The following is a 15,255-nucleotide window of genomic DNA, read 5'->3' as shown; positions in this document are numbered from 1 at the left end:
GCGGTCACAGCCAATCGGTTTCGAAGTCGCAATCAGTAAGCGAAACACATCCTTCTTCTGTCAACACCACTTGCTGTTCGAGTTTGACGCCTTGCGTTCCACCCTCGGCGCCGATGTAGCTCTCCACGCACACCGTCATGCCAACCTCGAATCTGCCGTCGTAACCCGCGGCATCCCAGTCGACCATGTGTGCGATAGAGGGGTACTCGTCGACCATGCCGATGCCATGGGCCAAGCAGCAGTATCTGTTCTTGACGAATTGCTCCGGAATCTTCCAGGCCTTCTCCGAAAACTCCCGGAACGTCATACCTGGCCGCAGGATGTCCATGTTGTAGTGGACCTGTGCGTAGGCGTATTCATAAAGCTTGCGTTGCTCGTCAGACGGACGGCCATCGCCGACAAGCCATGTCCGCGAGATGTCGGAGCAATAGCCGTTCGGTCCCACCATGTCCGTATCGAAAGCGAGAAGGTCACCTTCTTTCAAAACCCGGGACGAACACTCATGCATCCACGGGTTGGTTCGGTCACCAGAGGCGAGAAGCCGCGTTTCAATCCACTCTCCGCCATTCCTGATGTTCTCAAAATGAAGGTGCGCCCAGATGTCATTCTCGGTGAGCCCCGGGCGAAGCTCGCGACGCATGCGCTCGATGCCTTTTTCTGCGGTCCGCAAGGATTCACCGATGAGAACGAGTTCGCCCGACGACTTAATAAGCCGCGCGGTCTCCATCAAGGCCTGGCCATCAAGGATGGTGATTCCCTCCTTCTCGAGATACGCGGTACCAAACGGGTCGAGGCGGTCGATGGCAAGCAGGCGCTCGCCCGGGGCGTACTTACGGAACACGTCGACAATCTCGGCCCCCCAGAGTTGAGCGCGGTTTTCCGCTTCATGCCCCGCGTTGAAGAACGTCCAACTTTTGGCGCCGCGCAATTCGACGTTGAGGTCCAGGCCGTCCCAGACGTGTTCGCTGCTGTGGAATTCCCAGGCGACGATGCGACCGTCGGCGAAGACCATGACGTAGCGGGCGGGGTTTCTACCAGCCCACACCTGCATGTTCGACGTGTCCGTTGCGTAGCGGATGTTGACCGGGTCATACAGCAGAATCGCGGGGCAATCGTATTGCCGCAATTGCTCCTGGACGCGCTGGAGTCGGTATGCTCTGACATCTCGCTGAATGTTGTCTCTCTCTCCCGTCGTGACGACGCTGCCTGCTCCATTCGACCGGACGTCCATCATTCTGTTGCTCCAAGCATTTATTTTGAGTGGGGTTTGAATCAATCAGCGGGGAGTGGCGGACTCATAGCGACGCCGAATTTTCGCCACTCACACCCGTTGCGGCTTAATTCGACGACCTACAGTTCAAGGACCAGGTCGGAGGTCGGTCGGCTGCAACAAAGCAAGCGAAAGCCCTTCTGAATTTCTCGCTCGCGAATGCCTCCGTTGTGCTGCATATCGACTGTGCCTTCCAGCAATTTCGTTTTGCATGTTCCACACACGCCCTGACTGCATGAAGACGGGATAGCAACCCCCGCCTTCCTTGCTGCCGAGAGAACCGTCTCCGACGCGTTCATTTTGAAAGCCCTCGACGAGCGCGAGAGCGTGACGGTGAACGTCTCTTGCGTGACCGGTTCTTCCTCATGGACGGGCTCTGGCGCGACCCCGGCGGTAATGTCGAAGCTTTCCTGGTGATAGTGCGAAGGGTCGTGTCCGCCTTCTCTGAGTATTTCGCGCACGGCGTGCATGTAGCCGGCGGGGCCGCAGGTGAACACTTCTCGCTCTGCGTAATCCGGAATCCAGGCCGCCAATTGCTGCAGGCTCAGCCGGCCCGTCGGGCCGGTCCAATCTGCTTCGTCGCCGACGCCTTCGCAGATGAAGAATGTGTGGAATCGCGGCGATTTCCCGGTGAGTTGATGGAGTTCCTTGCGAAAGACGATGTCCGCAGGCGTTCTCGCGCTGTGGACGAACACCACATCGCGGTCCAGTCCCAAGTCGATGCTCGCGCGCGTCATCGACATCAACGGCGTTACGCCCGAACCCGCAGACAAATAGAGCGACTTTGTTGGAGCCGCTGCGGTCGAAGTGAACGTGCCCGACGGTCCATAGGCGCGCAAATGGCTTCCCGGATGCATGTGGTCGTGCAGCCAGTTCGACATGACGCCTCCGGGCACACGCTTTACCGTGATTGAAACGAGGTAGGGGCGCGTCGGCGGCGATGAGATGGTGTAGCAGCGTTCGACCGATTGCCCGTGCACGTTGGCCGAGATAGTCATGAACTGACCGGGTTCGAAACGCACGGGCATACCGTCGCCCACTCGAAACTCGAACGTTTTGACGTCGTGCGTTTCATTCGTGACACGACAGCAGGTCAAAGTCTGCTGCTCGCCGCTTGCCCAGACCCGACCTGCGCTTTCCCAGGTCCCGGGATTCGAAAAGCTGGACTCTACATCGTGCATGGGGGCCAACATCCTTTCCACCGAGTTCATAGCGTCAATCTAATTAAGCACGTTGTGAGTAGTCTTTCGGCCGGTCACAGCGCGCGACGTATCAAACGTGACTACCGAAGAACCGGGCGAAGGCGGCGGGTCGGTGTTTTTTTGGTGGTGTCTCAGGTCCGGATGCACCTTCGCTTGGGGTGGAGTATTGGTTTGCGAATCACCGCCGTCAATGCGCTTTATTTTCCTCGCTCTATTACATTAAGTTATGCATGGTACTGATTTTATGGGGTTTTCTAAGTGACTTCCCTAGTTAGACACTCAGACGTCTTGACGAATACAAATTGAAGACACAAGATTCGGACCAACAGGAGGCGGTATGAAGACGAACGTCATCGACATTGACCAGGGCGATGGACAGGTTCCATCTCAGGACCGCAAGGCCACGCTGGCGCAGTCACTGCGACATCGCATTTTGAGCATGGAACTGGCGCCAGGTGCGAGCTTGGACGAGGTTGCGTTGGCGGAGGAGTTCGGACTATCTCGTCCGCCGGTACGTGAGCTGATGCGCCAGATGGCGGCCGAAGGGTACATCGAGCTCGAGGCGAATCGAGCTGCACGCGTCGCGTCGATGAACTTCGACTCGCTGCGCAATTACTTCCTGGCGGCGCCGCTGATTTATGTAGCCACGACAAAACTCGCAGCGCGGCACGCGACGAAGTCGGAGATTGACGGCCTCAAGCGTATTCAGGAGCAGTTTCGGGCGGCTGTCGAAGGCAATGTCGTCGACGACCGGGTGCTCGAGAACGACCAGTTCCACTTCGCTATCGGGAAGATGGCGCATAACCCATATCTGCTGCCCAGCCTCTGTCGGCTCCTGATTGACCACGCGAGGCTCGGGCGGACTTTCTATCAACCGCGCGACGAGCGAATGGACTCGGAGCTTGCAGAAGCCGTGCAGCAACATGAAGACATCATCGATGCGATCGAGCGCCGGGATGCAGAGGCGGCCGGCGCTGTGGTGTTAGCGCACGTCAATCTGGCCCGGCGAAATATGGCGTCTTACGTCACACCAGAGGGCGTCACCGTCCCGGTCGAATTCTAGTTTCGCGAGCCGAATAACCATTTGGTTCTTCCTGAAAACCGCATCAACGAGAGACTGACATGAGTGATTTGCTGTCCAAGAGCGAGTATCAAAAGATTGCCCGCGAGCTGAAACTGCCGACGTCCGCAGTCATTGGGGGCGAGCTTCGCGGTGCCGCATCGGGCGAAACGTTCCCGACGACCAATCCGGCAACCGGTGAACACCTCGCGGACGTGCCGGCATGTTCGAAGGCGGACGTCGACGCAGCCGTTGCGAGCGCGCGGGCTGCATTCAACGACGGGCGCTGGTCGAAGCTCCATCCGGCCGCTCGCAAGCAGGCCATTCTCAAGCTGGCGGACCTCGTTGAGCAGAACGCGCTCGAGCTCTCCGTGATGGAAAGTCTCGATGCGGGGAAGACAATCTTCGATTGCCAGACGGTTGACGTTCCCGAAACGGTCAACGTGCTGCGCTGGCACGCCGAAGCCATCGACAAAATCTACGACCAGGTTTCTCCGGCCTCGGACAGCCATATTTCCATGATTGTCCGCGAGCCCGTCGGCGTTGTGGGCCTGGTTTTGCCGTGGAACTTTCCGCTGTTGATGCTGGCGTGGAAAATTGGCCCGTCGCTTGCTGCGGGCTGCTCGCTTGTCGTGAAGCCGGCTGTTGAGACGTCGCTGACGACCATGCGCGTCGCGGAACTCGCGCTCGAGGCGGGCATTCCTGCAGGCGTCTTCAACGTGGTGACCGGCTCTGGCCGCGCGGTTGGCGAAGTGATTGGACGCCACCCGGACATCGACATGGTGTCGTTCACTGGTTCAACGGCCACCGGACGGAAGTTCCTCTCCTATTCCGCCGAGAGCAATCTAAAGGAGATTGTGCTTGAAATGGGCGGGAAGAATCCCTGCATTGTGATGTCCGACGTAACGGACCTCGACGCAGTGGCGGGTCACATCGTGAATGGCGCGCTCTGGAATATGGGCGAAAACTGCTCGGCAATTTCGAGGCTCATCGTTCATCGCGACATCAAGGCGCCCCTTCTCAACAAAATCCTCAAGCTCGCCGAAGAGTGGCGCGTAGGCGACCCGCTGGACCCGCAGAACCGGATCGGGCCGCTGGTCTCCCGTCAACATTACGAGAAAGTGCAGTCGTATCTCACTGGCGACGTAAAGGTGCTCTTCGGTGGCGAGACGAGCGAAGGACGCTATGTGCATCCGACCATCATCGATGTCGAGAGCAATGACGCGAAGCACGCTCGCGAGGAGATTTTTGGCCCGATTCTGTCGGTCATCACAGTCGATAGCCTCCAACAGGCTATCGACGTCGCGAACGACACGGAGTACGGCCTGTGCGCCTCCGTGTTCGCGGGCAACGGTAAGCGAGCCTTGCGCGCGGCACGCGCGGTTCGAGCCGGCACGGTCACGGTGAACTCCTTCGGAGAAGGTGACATTACCACGCCGTTCGGCGGGTACAAGCACTCGGGCTTTGGTGGGCGCGATAACTCGCTCCACGCTCACGACCAATACACGCAGCTGAAGACAATTTGGCTCGACCTCAACGACAACGAAACGGACGAAGAGTAATCACATGAAGAACTTTGCTTTCACTGGTATCAATCTGGCCATCAGTACTCCTTTCGATGCAAATGGAAAGTCCGACCATGCGCGATTGGAGCAATTGATTGAAAAGTACCTCGCCGCAGGGATTCGTGGCTTCGTGCTCAGTTCAGGCACCGGTATGCACGTCTACCTCTCGCCGCAAGAGTCGAAGGACCTCGTCGCGTTTGGCGCAAAGGTCATCAACGGCCGCGCCAGAATCATCGCGCAGACGTCCGCATTGCTTGTCGATGACGTCGTTGAGCGCACACGCCACGCTGCCGACTCCGGTGCGGACGGTGTGATGGTTCTCCCGCCGTTCTTCGAGGGTCCGACCGATGACGATGGCGTCTTCGAGTTCTACGCCGCTGTTGCGCGTGGTGGTCTTCCTATCATCGGCTACAACGTGCCGCAGGCAGTCGGCGTAGAAATCACGCCGTCTCTTCTGCGCCGTCTCTGGGAGATTCCGGAATTCCTTGCGGTCAAGGACAGCAGCGGTGACTTGGCCAAGCAGGCGGCTCTCGTCCGTACCGGCCTCCCGATGATGAACGGGGCCGATGCGCTCGTTCCCTACGCGATGTATGCCGGCGTCAAAGGCCTTATCTGGGGCGGTGCGAACTTCGCGCCGAAAACCTGTACTCAGTTCGTCACCGCAGCGCAGGAGCACCGTTGGGACGATGCCCGCGAAATCTGGCGTCTGCTCGAGCCCGCCATGTCCCTGATTTGGGAGGGCGACTACGTCCAGTCCGTGTACGCGGCGGCGGAGATGACCGGCTATGGCGCAGGCAATCCGCGTCGCCCCTTGTCTCGTCTGTCGGCTAAGAAAATCGATGTTCTGCGCAGCGCCTTGGGCGAACTGGTCGAACGCGAGAGTGCTGTTTAACGGGCCGAGCCAATCATGTACGTAGCGAGCAAACTTCCCCAACATCTTGGTCAATCCGGCTGGGTATCAATGCTTCCCCGCCGGACGCCGCGCGCGTCTCTGAATGGCACGGTGAACGCCGACGTCGTCGTGATTGGCGGTGGGTTCGCCGGGCTATCGGCAGCGCGGCGTCTCTCTCAACTCGACCCGAAGCTCAAGGTCGTCATCCTCGAGGCTGGGGAGGTTGCGGAGGGTGCCACTGGCCGCAACTCGGGTTTCATCATCGACTTGCCGCACGAAGTCTCGTCTGAAGACTACGGTGGGTCAGGCGATGATTCAAGGCGACACGACATCAAGGTCCACCGTATGGCGATTGCGTTGGCCCAAGGCCTGGCCGACGAAAAAGGATGGGGGAAAGATGTCTTCGACCCGTGCGGCAAGTACAACGTCGCGCTCGGTGAGCAAGGCGATAAGCACGTTACCTCGTATGCGAAGCAACTGGACAAGGTGAACGAACCTTATCGACTTCTCGATGCCAAGGAAATCGCGGCCGTAACCGGGACGAACTCTTTCACGTCCGCGATTTTCACGCCAGGAACCGTCATCATCCAGCCCGCTGCTTATATCCGAGGGCTGGCCGATTCCTTCACTGGATCCGTGCGCCTCTACGAGAACACGCCCGCATTGTCATTCGACCGGAACGGCGCATCGTGGCAAGTCAAGACGCCGAAAGGGACGGTTAATGCGGGGAAAATCATTCTCGCAAATAACGGTCAGGCGCAGAACTTCGGTCTGTTCCGCGGACAGCTCTTGCATGTCTACACCTACGCGTCGATGACTGAGGCGTTCGAGCCGAAGCGGCTTGGAGGTCAGCGCTCGTGGGCGGCGACACCTGCCTTTCCGATGGGAACAACGGTCCGTCGGGTTCAAGGCGATAAGGGAGACCGGATTCTCATTCGCTCGCGATACACCTACAACCCGCGGATGCAGGTGAGCGAAGGCGCCATTGCTCGCGCCGGCCGCGTGCACGACAAGAAGTTGGAAGCGCGTTTCCCGATGCTGAAAGGCGTGCCAATGGAGTACCGATGGGCCGGGGCAATGGCGCTGACCTGGAACGGCGTTCCCGCGTTCGGTGAGATTGAACCCGGCGTGTTCGCAGCGATTGCGTGCAATGGAGTGGGCGCTACCAAGGCGACTGCATCTGGCATCGCCGCAGCGGAAGCAGCGCTCGGTATGGATTCCTGGCTGGTTCAGGTCTTTAAAGGCTTTGCGGCGCCGAAGCGGCTGCCACCTCAGCCTTTCCTGACGATAGGAGCGACTGCAAATTTGAGCATGAAGGAGTGGTCGGCTGGATTGGAGTGACGAATCAGCTCGACGTTCGCAAGCACAGCAAATTCCGGCAATAGCTGAATGACGGAGGACACATGGACTGGTTAAGCAAGTTCCCACATATGCAGGATGAGTCGCTTCTACATTTGAAGCGGTCCATTGATGACAGTTTTCGCGCGTTTACATCGGCGTACGGCGACTCTGTCGACAGTTTTTTTCAACCGCTCCAGCAGTTCTTGATGGCAGCGGAGCGATTTCTGACTCAGACGCCATGGCCAATCATCATGTTGCTCATCCTCGCCATCGCATGGGGAGCAAGTCGAAACTGGAAGGTTGTCGCAGGGTGCTTCGTGACGCTGGCACTGATCGGCTACTTCGACATGTGGCAGGACACGATGCGGACCGTGTCGATGATTTTCGTCTGTACGGTGCTGTCGATTGTCATTGGGCTGCCCATTGGAATCGTCATGGCGAAGTCTGACCGTGTCCGCCGCATCGTCGACCCGATTCTCGATGTGATGCAGACGATGCCAAGCTTCGTTTACTTGATTCCCGTCGTGATGTTGCTTGGCATCGGCCGGGTGCCCGGCTTGATTGCAGTGGTTATCTACGCCATTCCGCCGATGATCCGCTTGACCAATCTCGGCATCCGCCTGGTTGATCGCGACATTCTCGAAGCAGCCGACGCCTTCGGTTCCTCTCAGTGGCAGCGCCTGCGCAAAGTCCAACTCCCGCTCGCTTTGCCGACGATCATGGCCGGCGTCAATCAGACCATCATGATGGCGCTTGCGATGGTCGTGGTCGCCGCGATGATTGGTGTTCAGGGCCTCGGTCAGCCGGTTCTCAAAGCAATCGCAAACCAGTACTTCACGCTCGGTATTTTTAACGGTCTTGCTATCGTGGGCATCGCGGTCATCTTCGACCGTGTCAGTCAGGCATATGGCAAGCGGCTCCAAAAGCATCAGGAGGTGGTCCATGGCTGACATCAACGATGGCGGAATCAAAATCCGCAACCTGTACAAGATATTTGGACCGAAGGCAGCATCGTTCGTTGCGCCGGTCAAGAACGGCCTCTCCAAGGCTGACTTGCTGAAGCAGTCCGGCCACGTACTAGGCCTGCGAGACATCAACCTGGACATCCCTGCAGGCTCAATCCAGGTCATCATGGGACTGTCTGGCTCCGGTAAGTCGACGCTGATTCGGCACATCAACCGACTCATTGACCCCACCGCCGGCGAAGTGCTGATTGGCGGCGTCGATGTCTGCAAGATGAAGTTCCGTGACTTGCGCGACTTTCGCCGTCGTCAAACCGCGATGGTGTTCCAAAAGTTCGCGCTGCTCCCGCACAGGAATGTGTTGGACAACGTTATCTACGGTCTGGAAGTTTGCGGAGTCTCGCGCAAGGAGTCCGTCGATACGGCGATGCGATGGATTGAGCGCGTCGGCCTCAAAGGCTTCGAGCAGCGTTATCCCAATCAGCTCTCTGGCGGCATGCAGCAGCGCGTCGGTCTCGCCCGTGCACTTGCGATGGACGCACCCGTTCTCCTGATGGATGAAGCGTACTCGGCCCTCGACCCGCTCATTCGCATGGACATGCAGACCGTGCTGCTGGACCTGCAGAAGGAAATCCGAAAGACGATTGTCTTCATCACCCACGATCTGGATGAAGCGCTTCGCCTGGGCGACCAGATTGCCATTCTACGGGACGGCTGCATGGTTCAGCAGGGGACGAAGCAGGACATCGTCCTTCGACCGGCAGATCAGTACGTGACCAACTTCGTCAAGCAGGTGAACCGAGGTCGAGTCGTATCCGTCGACGGCGTCATGTCGCCCCTTCATTCCGGTGTCGCTGCAGTCGGCAAGCACGTCGCGGCCGATACGACCGTGGAGGACGCGATTTCGATATTGACTCGCGAACCCGACCACGACCATTTGATTGTCGTCGGAGAGAACAACCATCCGCTGGGAACGGTGAGTCTGCGTCAGTTGGCTTGCGCCCTGATTACCCCGGACGAAGAGCCGGTTGTGATTCCCGTCGGTGCCGACGCGCGAAAGCGCGCCGAGGTTCAGGTAGCCGCGTCTCGCTGATTCCTGCGCATTTTCGCGATTAACAAAGGTGCGTTCAGACACATCGCTGAAGTACGAAGCCTGTCGTAGTTGGCCACACAAACTGTCATTAACCATTCAGATGCGTCCTTCTGGAACGTCACGGACGCATCAACCCAGCGCATGCCGGGGAAGGTCCGGAAAATCAAAGGAGCTGCAATGAGACTCAAACTTCTTGGTGTCGTTTTAACCGTGGGCGCTCTTTGCGGAATTCCGCAAGCCAATGCCGCCAGTTGCGGAAACGTGACGATAGCAAGCATGAACTGGCAGAGCGCCGAGCTCGAAGCGGCCGTCGATAAGTACATTCTCACCGAAGGTTATGGTTGCTCGGTGAACTCCGTCATCGGCGATACCGTTCCGACGATTACGTCTATGGTCGAAAAGGGCCAGCCGGACATCGTGTCTGAGGGCGCAATTGACCTGTTGCCGGCAGTCGCCAAGCAAGGCCTCGATTCCAAGAAGATCATCACCGCCGCAAGCGTCATCAAGGAAGGTGCAGTCTATGGCTGGTACATTCCAAAGTACGTAGCGGATGCACATCCAGAAATCAAAACGATTTCCGATGCGCTGAAACATCCGGAGCTCTTTCCCGACCCCGAGAATGCCAAGAAGGGGGCAATCTACAACGGCCCCCAAGGGTGGGGCATCACGGTGAATACGGCCCAGTTGTACAAGGCGTTCAAAGCTGAGCAGGCGGGCTTCCGTCTGGTAGACACAGGTTCCGCAGCGGGTTTGGACGGGTCGCTGAGCAAAGCCTACGAGCGCAAGCAGGGTTGGCTCGGCGTGTACTGGGCGCCTACTTCGCTTCTCGGGAAATACAAGATGGTCAAGCTCGAAGAGGGTGTGCCCGTCGACCTGGCGGAGTGGAAGCGATGCACCACCGTCGCGAGCTGTCCTGACCCGAAGCCGACTGGGTGGCCGGGAAGCCGCTTGCTTACGTTGGTCGCGAAGCCGTTCGCTGACAAGGCCAGCCCCGACGTGATGAAGTACTTGAACACGCGCACGTTGACCACGAATGACGTGCAACAGGCCATGGCGTGGATGACCGACAACCAGGCGACCGGTGAGGACGCAGCGAAACACTTCCTGAAGAACAAGCCGGACGTTTGGACGAAGTGGGTGACGCCGGCGGCTGCGGAAAAAATCAAGGCATCGCTGTAAAGGTCGGTGATGTGGCTTTCACTCGCTGCTACCGGTAAGGTAGCAGCGGGACTTCAAGTGGTGACTGCCGTCGTTGCCACTTGGCGCGTGTTCAGAAGGATAAATCTCGACTTATACGCTCACGATGAAAGCAGTCCAGGATGGTGCGAAGGGCTATCGACGACTCATCCCTTCTCTTACCGCGTTGGTCGAATTCGAGGCCGTCGCCAGGCTGCGCAGCTTTACCAACGCGGCTACGGAGTTAGGGGTCACTCAGGCTGCCGTAAGCCGGCAGGTACGGCTTCTGGAAGAGATGCTGGCTGTGCGTCTCTTAGACCGGTTGCACAGGAACCTCACTCTGACGAAGGAAGGTGAGGCGCTTTATGCAGTCGTGTCTGAGTCGATGGGCAGAATCGCAGGCGTCTTCGACCGGTTATCAACAGGTATCGAGGATGAAGAGCTTGTTCTCGCGGCGACGGCCGCCTTCTCCCATTTCCGTCTGATGTCCAGTGTTGGGACGCTCAAGCGCCTCAATCCGAACCTGAGAATTCGGCTCACAACCACGATGTTCACCGCCGACCTCCGACACAACGAAGTCGATGCGGTCGTACGCTTCGGAAACGGCAACTGGAGCGATGGCACGTCCTATCTGCTGTTTGAGGAGCAGGTTTCAGCCGTGTGCTCGCCGAGCTGGTTGAAGGAGAATGGGACGCCTCAAACGCTGGCCGAACTGATGACCTGCACTTTCATTGCGGACGACCCCACATCAGAGGGTTGGTTGACGTGGGAGCAGTGGTTCCGAGCGCTAGGCGAACGTCCCGGAAAGTTAAAGTACGGCTTGCTCACCTCGCTTTATCCGGATGCCGTTCAAGCGGCACTCGACGGCCAGGGGATAGTGATGGGATGGAACCGACTGCTTCATGAACATCTCGCATCTGGACAACTCGTCCGCGTGACGGCTGCGTCTCTGCCGTTGCGTGATGCCTATTACCTCGTTGTCCCTCACGGGAGACGAATCACGCCGACGACCCAAACGCTTATTGAGCTATTGCGTCACGCCGCAGGCGTTACCTGAGGCGGTACGACCGGCGTCAAATCGGTTCCTTTGACCACCTGCGGCCAGCGATAGCGCGCCAGCCACCGCTGCATCAATTCTGATCTTTCGCAACCTCCTGCCCCCCAACGAAGTGGGGCTGTTGCGTTTTCAGATAGCGCGGGGCAATTTCCTGGCGTGGCTAACCCACTGTCAGGAACCGCTTAACAACGAAGGATTCGCTTAAGGTCGAAGCCTGCAAGGTCATTGATTTCCCTTATCCGAGGCCGCAAGCCGCGCGCAGACCTAACGGAAACGCGAGAGGCGTCAGACCATAATCTAAAGTAATACTGCACAGAAAATAAAGCGCATTGACGGCGTTTCTCGGCAATTCAATACTGGCGCCAACGCGGGACCACTCGTAGTTCCGATACCCCTCAACGTTGGAGAAAGACGATGTCTGAGTTTGTGTTGAAGCCCCTTGGTGAGCTTGTCCGGAGCCGTGAGCCTGGGTGTGGATTGCCCGGCGAAGTGTTCATCCGACCGGACGTTTTCGATACGGACGTCGATATCTTTTTCCATAAGCACTGGATTGTGGTGGGAGTGACAGCCGATGTTCCGGAGCCAGGCGATGTCTCTGTCGTGGATGTCGGTCGGGCATCGGTCATCATCGTCCGCGATGATGATGAGAACATCCGCGCTTATCGCAATGTGTGTCGCCACCGTGGCGCTCGTTTGAAGGAGGCAGGTAAATCGACGGTCGGTATGCTCGTATGTCCCTACCACCAGTGGACGTATGACCTCGACGGCAGCCTGAAGCACGCCAAGCACATGGGCCAGGATTTCGACGCGACCTGTCGCAACCTGCGGCCGGTGCATCTCAAAGTTGTCGGCACGCATATTTTTGTGTGTTTCGCGGACGAGCCGCCGGCTGACATCGCGAAGCTCGACGAAACGATGACGCCGCGCTTCGCCCCGTATGAGTTGCAGGACACAAAGATTGCGTTCAAGTCGGAAATTGTCGAAGACGGCAACTGGAAGCTCGTCATGGAGAACAACCGTGAGTGCTATCACTGCGAAGCGGGGCATCCAGAGCTGACGTTGTCGTTCATTCCGGAATCCACCGGCGCGAGCGCGGACGACATGGATGAGGCGGGACGGAAAGCGCTCGACGCGTATAACAAGCTCAACGCCGATAGCCAGCAGGATTGGGAGAGCGAGGGCCATGTGTGCTCGGCGGTCGAGGAACTCACAGGCGACGTCGCCACGCATTTCCGCACGCAGCGGCTAATCATCGGAGGCGAGGGCGAGTCGCAGACGATGGATACCAAGGTCGCTTGTCAGAAGCTGCTGGGCGATCTCACCCGTCGTGACCTTGGCGATACGCACATGTGGACACACAATTCGTGGACGCACGTAATGAGTGACCATGCCATGATTAGCTACATCATTCCGCTGACTCCGGACAAAACCCTGGTTCGAACGAAGTGGCTGGTTCACGCGGACGCAGTGGAAGGCGTGGACTATGACGTCACGAAGCTGACAGAGGTTTGGGTCGCGACGAACGCACAGGACGCTAGTCTCGTCGCCATCAATCACCGCGGCGCACAGGACCCGGGCTATATTCCTGGACCGTACTCGCCCACCACGGAGGCATACGTCGACCAGTTCGTTGGTTGGTATGCAGGGCGTTTGCAGGCTCACGGTGTTTGAGGCTGCCGAGGTTCTCGCCAGGAAGGAGTAACGCAGCAAGGTTTGGAGAAACTGGTCTGACGGAAGGTACGCTGCCGCGTACCTTCCTCGATGCAGAGGCATCGTTGAGGGCGACGTTCGACGCCCTTTTTTCCCCTCTTTTCCCACAGGCTCATGAGAAACATGAAGCTAGCGTTTATCCTCCTCGGGCTGCTTGGAGGAGCAAATCTCGTCTACATGAAATGGGCGACTGAGGTCATCAGTCCCATGCAGGTCGCGTTTCTCCGCGTTCTCTTCGGTTTCCTGCCTTTGGTGTTCGCTGCATGGCGTCAAGGTGCAATCACTCGCGCACAGGTTCGGTTACTTCCTCACTTCCTAATGATGGCGGCCGGGGCAACGGCCTTCTACTTTGTCGCCATCATCAAAGGAACCTCGATGGTTCCGCTGGGAATTGCAGGCGTCCTCGGCGGTTCCATTGCACTTTTCACGGCGCTCTTCTCGGTAGTCTTTCTGCGAAGTGAAAAGTTGACTGGAGTGATGGCGATTGGCGTCGTCCTGGGTTTCCTGGGAATCGTTCTCATCTCTCGTCCATGGGAGACCGGAGAAGGAGCTATCAGCTTTACCGGAGTGTTATGGCTATTGGCGAGTTCGATGATTCTCGGGCTATCGTATATATACGTTCGACTATTCTTGTCACCGGCCAACCTTCCGCCTCTCGCGCTCGCGACCTGGCAGATGGGCCTGGCATTGCTGATACTGTTTTTCTGCACCGATTTCACTGGCATAAGCCACCTTCTGTCCAGCCTGCGTGCGACGATCGGGGTCGTGGTTGGGCTGGGAATCTTGGGAACGGGAGCCGCGTTTCTGCTCTATTACCTTCTTCTTCAGAGAATGGGAGCCGTCGCCTCGTCGAGCGCGAACTACTTGGCACCCGCAGTCGCGCTACTTCTGGGTTGGTTCATGGGTGATCGGTTCGGGCTGGTAGAGGTGGTTGCTATCACCCTCATTTTTGCTAGTACTGCGTTGCTTCAGACTCAGCAGCGGCGCGCAGCTTCGACAGAGGAACCACCGATAGCTTTCGTATTGCCAACTCTCGCGGACGAGAGCAAGGAATAGCGGCATCTGCCTGCGAGCCTACGCTCCAAATTTCAACGACCTCGACCGCGAGGGATATGCTTATCATCAAGGCGACCGTCAGAGCTCGCGTGCCGACGTCGGCTCTATTCGCGCCGCCGAATGACGCTCTCGGGTCATGCTCTGACGCGTTCCGTTTCTTTTCATATTGCGTCGTTCGCAAGACGAAGGTGAGGAATTCGAGGCGGGTTCGCATGGTCCGCTTGGGAACATCTGGCCGAAACAGTAGGGACAGTACGCATGCAGATCATTTCCGCGCAGCAGATCCAGTCGGTACTCGACTGGTCCGGCGTCCTCGACGCGTTGCACCATGGGCACGCGGGTGCCCGGCCCAGCGGCGGCAGCTACTTCATCGGGGATGCGAGCTTCGGCCTGTTCAGCCGGGGCGTGATCCTGCCGGGCAGGGGGGCCGGGGTCAAGATCGCGTCGATCCATCCGGCCAATGGCGCTGCCGTCCCGCCGCTGCCGTCGGAGCAGGCCGCGTTTCTGGTCCTGGACGAGCGCACCAAGGGGCTCGTCGCGATGCTGGACGGCCCCGAAATCACGCGATGGAAAACCGCGGCCGATTCCGCGCTGGCGGCCCGCATGCTGTGCCGCGAGCATAGCGAGGTTTTGCTGGTGTTGGGCGCAGGTCCGGTTGCACGGTCGTTGACGGACGCTTACCTGCACATCCGGCCTTCCATCCGCGAAGTGTTGTTGTGGAATCGCACGCCGTCGAGGCTGGAAGCCGCGCGCTCGGCGCTCGACGCAAGAAACATCCGGGTCAGCATTGTCCACTTGAGTTCGACAGTTAAACGCGCAACTATTTGATTTTATTGATGTCGATTTTAAAAAATGCCACTACAACAGCGCG

At 58.3% G+C, this 15,255-nt stretch carries 13 protein-coding genes; 11 read left to right on the top strand and 2 right to left on the bottom strand.

All coding sequences use genetic code 11. The annotated features are described in order from the left end of the window. Positions 1-4 precede the first annotated feature (4 nt). On the bottom strand, positions 5-1,234 hold the full coding sequence (locus AWB78_RS30130) for a M24 family metallopeptidase (RefSeq protein ID WP_232477943.1): 1,230 nt from the start codon (positions 1,232-1,234) through the stop codon (positions 5-7). Positions 1,235-1,350: 116 nt separating this feature from the next. Next, positions 1,351-2,481 carry an FAD-binding oxidoreductase gene (locus tag AWB78_RS30125; protein WP_062610210.1) on the bottom strand — a complete coding sequence of 377 codons (1,131 nt, stop codon included), beginning with the start codon at positions 2,479-2,481 and terminating at the stop codon, positions 1,351-1,353. A gap of 328 nt (positions 2,482-2,809) precedes the next feature. Between AWB78_RS30125 and AWB78_RS30120 the strand changes: the two genes are divergently transcribed. The 11 genes from AWB78_RS30120 (at position 2,810) to AWB78_RS30070 (ending at position 15,212) form a co-directional block, all read left to right on the top strand. Continuing rightward, positions 2,810-3,535 (top strand): GntR family transcriptional regulator, encoded by a 726-nt coding sequence (locus tag AWB78_RS30120; protein ID WP_062610208.1) that lies wholly within the window; start codon positions 2,810-2,812, stop codon positions 3,533-3,535. Between the two features lie 59 nt (positions 3,536-3,594). After that, the gene (locus AWB78_RS30115) at positions 3,595-5,094 is read left to right on the top strand and encodes an aldehyde dehydrogenase family protein (RefSeq protein WP_062610206.1); all 1,500 of its coding nucleotides are present in this window, start codon (positions 3,595-3,597) and stop codon (positions 5,092-5,094) included. A 4-nt stretch (positions 5,095-5,098) separates the two neighbouring features. Then, the gene (locus tag AWB78_RS30110) at positions 5,099-5,989 is read left to right on the top strand and encodes a dihydrodipicolinate synthase family protein (RefSeq protein ID WP_062610203.1); all 891 of its coding nucleotides are present in this window, start codon (positions 5,099-5,101) and stop codon (positions 5,987-5,989) included. 15 nt (positions 5,990-6,004) lie between these two features. Next, positions 6,005-7,330, top strand: a complete 1,326-nt coding sequence (locus tag AWB78_RS30105) for an NAD(P)/FAD-dependent oxidoreductase (RefSeq protein ID WP_062610201.1) — start codon at positions 6,005-6,007, stop codon at positions 7,328-7,330. Between the two features lie 62 nt (positions 7,331-7,392). Further along, entirely contained in the window at positions 7,393-8,280 is an 888-nt protein-coding gene (locus AWB78_RS30100; protein WP_062610199.1) for an ABC transporter permease, read from the top strand. Continuing rightward, on the top strand, positions 8,273-9,385 hold the full coding sequence (locus tag AWB78_RS30095) for a quaternary amine ABC transporter ATP-binding protein (RefSeq protein WP_062610197.1): 1,113 nt from the start codon (positions 8,273-8,275) through the stop codon (positions 9,383-9,385). The genes AWB78_RS30100 and AWB78_RS30095 overlap by 8 nt, the downstream gene beginning before the upstream one ends. Before the next feature lie 177 nt (positions 9,386-9,562). Further along, positions 9,563-10,564 (top strand): glycine betaine ABC transporter substrate-binding protein, encoded by a 1,002-nt coding sequence (locus tag AWB78_RS30090; protein WP_062610194.1) that lies wholly within the window; start codon positions 9,563-9,565, stop codon positions 10,562-10,564. Between the two features lie 124 nt (positions 10,565-10,688). Further along, entirely contained in the window at positions 10,689-11,618 is a 930-nt protein-coding gene (locus tag AWB78_RS30085; protein WP_062610192.1) for a LysR substrate-binding domain-containing protein, read from the top strand. Between the two features lie 414 nt (positions 11,619-12,032). Then, complete coding sequence (locus AWB78_RS30080) at positions 12,033-13,289, top strand: aromatic ring-hydroxylating oxygenase subunit alpha (protein WP_062610190.1); 1,257 nt, start codon at positions 12,033-12,035, stop codon at positions 13,287-13,289. A gap of 162 nt (positions 13,290-13,451) precedes the next feature. Beyond that, the gene (locus AWB78_RS30075) at positions 13,452-14,384 is read left to right on the top strand and encodes a DMT family transporter (RefSeq protein WP_232477942.1); all 933 of its coding nucleotides are present in this window, start codon (positions 13,452-13,454) and stop codon (positions 14,382-14,384) included. A 258-nt stretch (positions 14,385-14,642) separates the two neighbouring features. Next, positions 14,643-15,212, top strand: coding sequence for a hypothetical protein (locus AWB78_RS30070; RefSeq protein ID WP_232477941.1), 570 nt, complete (start codon positions 14,643-14,645; stop codon positions 15,210-15,212). The last annotated feature ends 43 nt before the right edge of the window (positions 15,213-15,255 follow it).

The sequence above is a fragment of the Caballeronia calidae genome, assembly GCF_900044055.2.
GTDB lineage: Bacteria > Pseudomonadota > Gammaproteobacteria > Burkholderiales > Burkholderiaceae > Caballeronia > Caballeronia calidae.
This window is presented reverse-complemented; position numbering and strand designations above follow the sequence as displayed.

Bases quoted from the DNA above. Each gene is read 5' to 3' on its own strand.
- AWB78_RS30080 (WP_062610190.1), top strand. From the start codon at position 12,033: ATGTCTGAGTTTGTGTTGAAGCCCCTTGGTGAGCTTGTCCGGAGCCGT.
- AWB78_RS30115 (WP_062610206.1), top strand. From the start codon at position 3,595: ATGAGTGATTTGCTGTCCAAGAGCGAGTATCAAAAGATTGCCCGCGAG.
- AWB78_RS30085 (WP_062610192.1), top strand. From the start codon at position 10,689: ATGAAAGCAGTCCAGGATGGTGCGAAGGGCTATCGACGACTCATCCCT.
- AWB78_RS30125 (WP_062610210.1), bottom strand. From the start codon at position 2,481: ATGAACTCGGTGGAAAGGATGTTGGCCCCCATGCACGATGTAGAGTCC.
- AWB78_RS30090 (WP_062610194.1), top strand. From the start codon at position 9,563: ATGAGACTCAAACTTCTTGGTGTCGTTTTAACCGTGGGCGCTCTTTGC.
- AWB78_RS30100 (WP_062610199.1), top strand. From the start codon at position 7,393: ATGGACTGGTTAAGCAAGTTCCCACATATGCAGGATGAGTCGCTTCTA.
- AWB78_RS30120 (WP_062610208.1), top strand. From the start codon at position 2,810: ATGAAGACGAACGTCATCGACATTGACCAGGGCGATGGACAGGTTCCA.
- AWB78_RS30075 (WP_232477942.1), top strand. From the start codon at position 13,452: ATGAAGCTAGCGTTTATCCTCCTCGGGCTGCTTGGAGGAGCAAATCTC.
- AWB78_RS30130 (WP_232477943.1), bottom strand. From the start codon at position 1,234: ATGATGGACGTCCGGTCGAATGGAGCAGGCAGCGTCGTCACGACGGGA.
- AWB78_RS30070 (WP_232477941.1), top strand. From the start codon at position 14,643: ATGCAGATCATTTCCGCGCAGCAGATCCAGTCGGTACTCGACTGGTCC.
- AWB78_RS30105 (WP_062610201.1), top strand. From the start codon at position 6,005: ATGTACGTAGCGAGCAAACTTCCCCAACATCTTGGTCAATCCGGCTGG.
- AWB78_RS30095 (WP_062610197.1), top strand. From the start codon at position 8,273: ATGGCTGACATCAACGATGGCGGAATCAAAATCCGCAACCTGTACAAG.
- AWB78_RS30110 (WP_062610203.1), top strand. From the start codon at position 5,099: ATGAAGAACTTTGCTTTCACTGGTATCAATCTGGCCATCAGTACTCCT.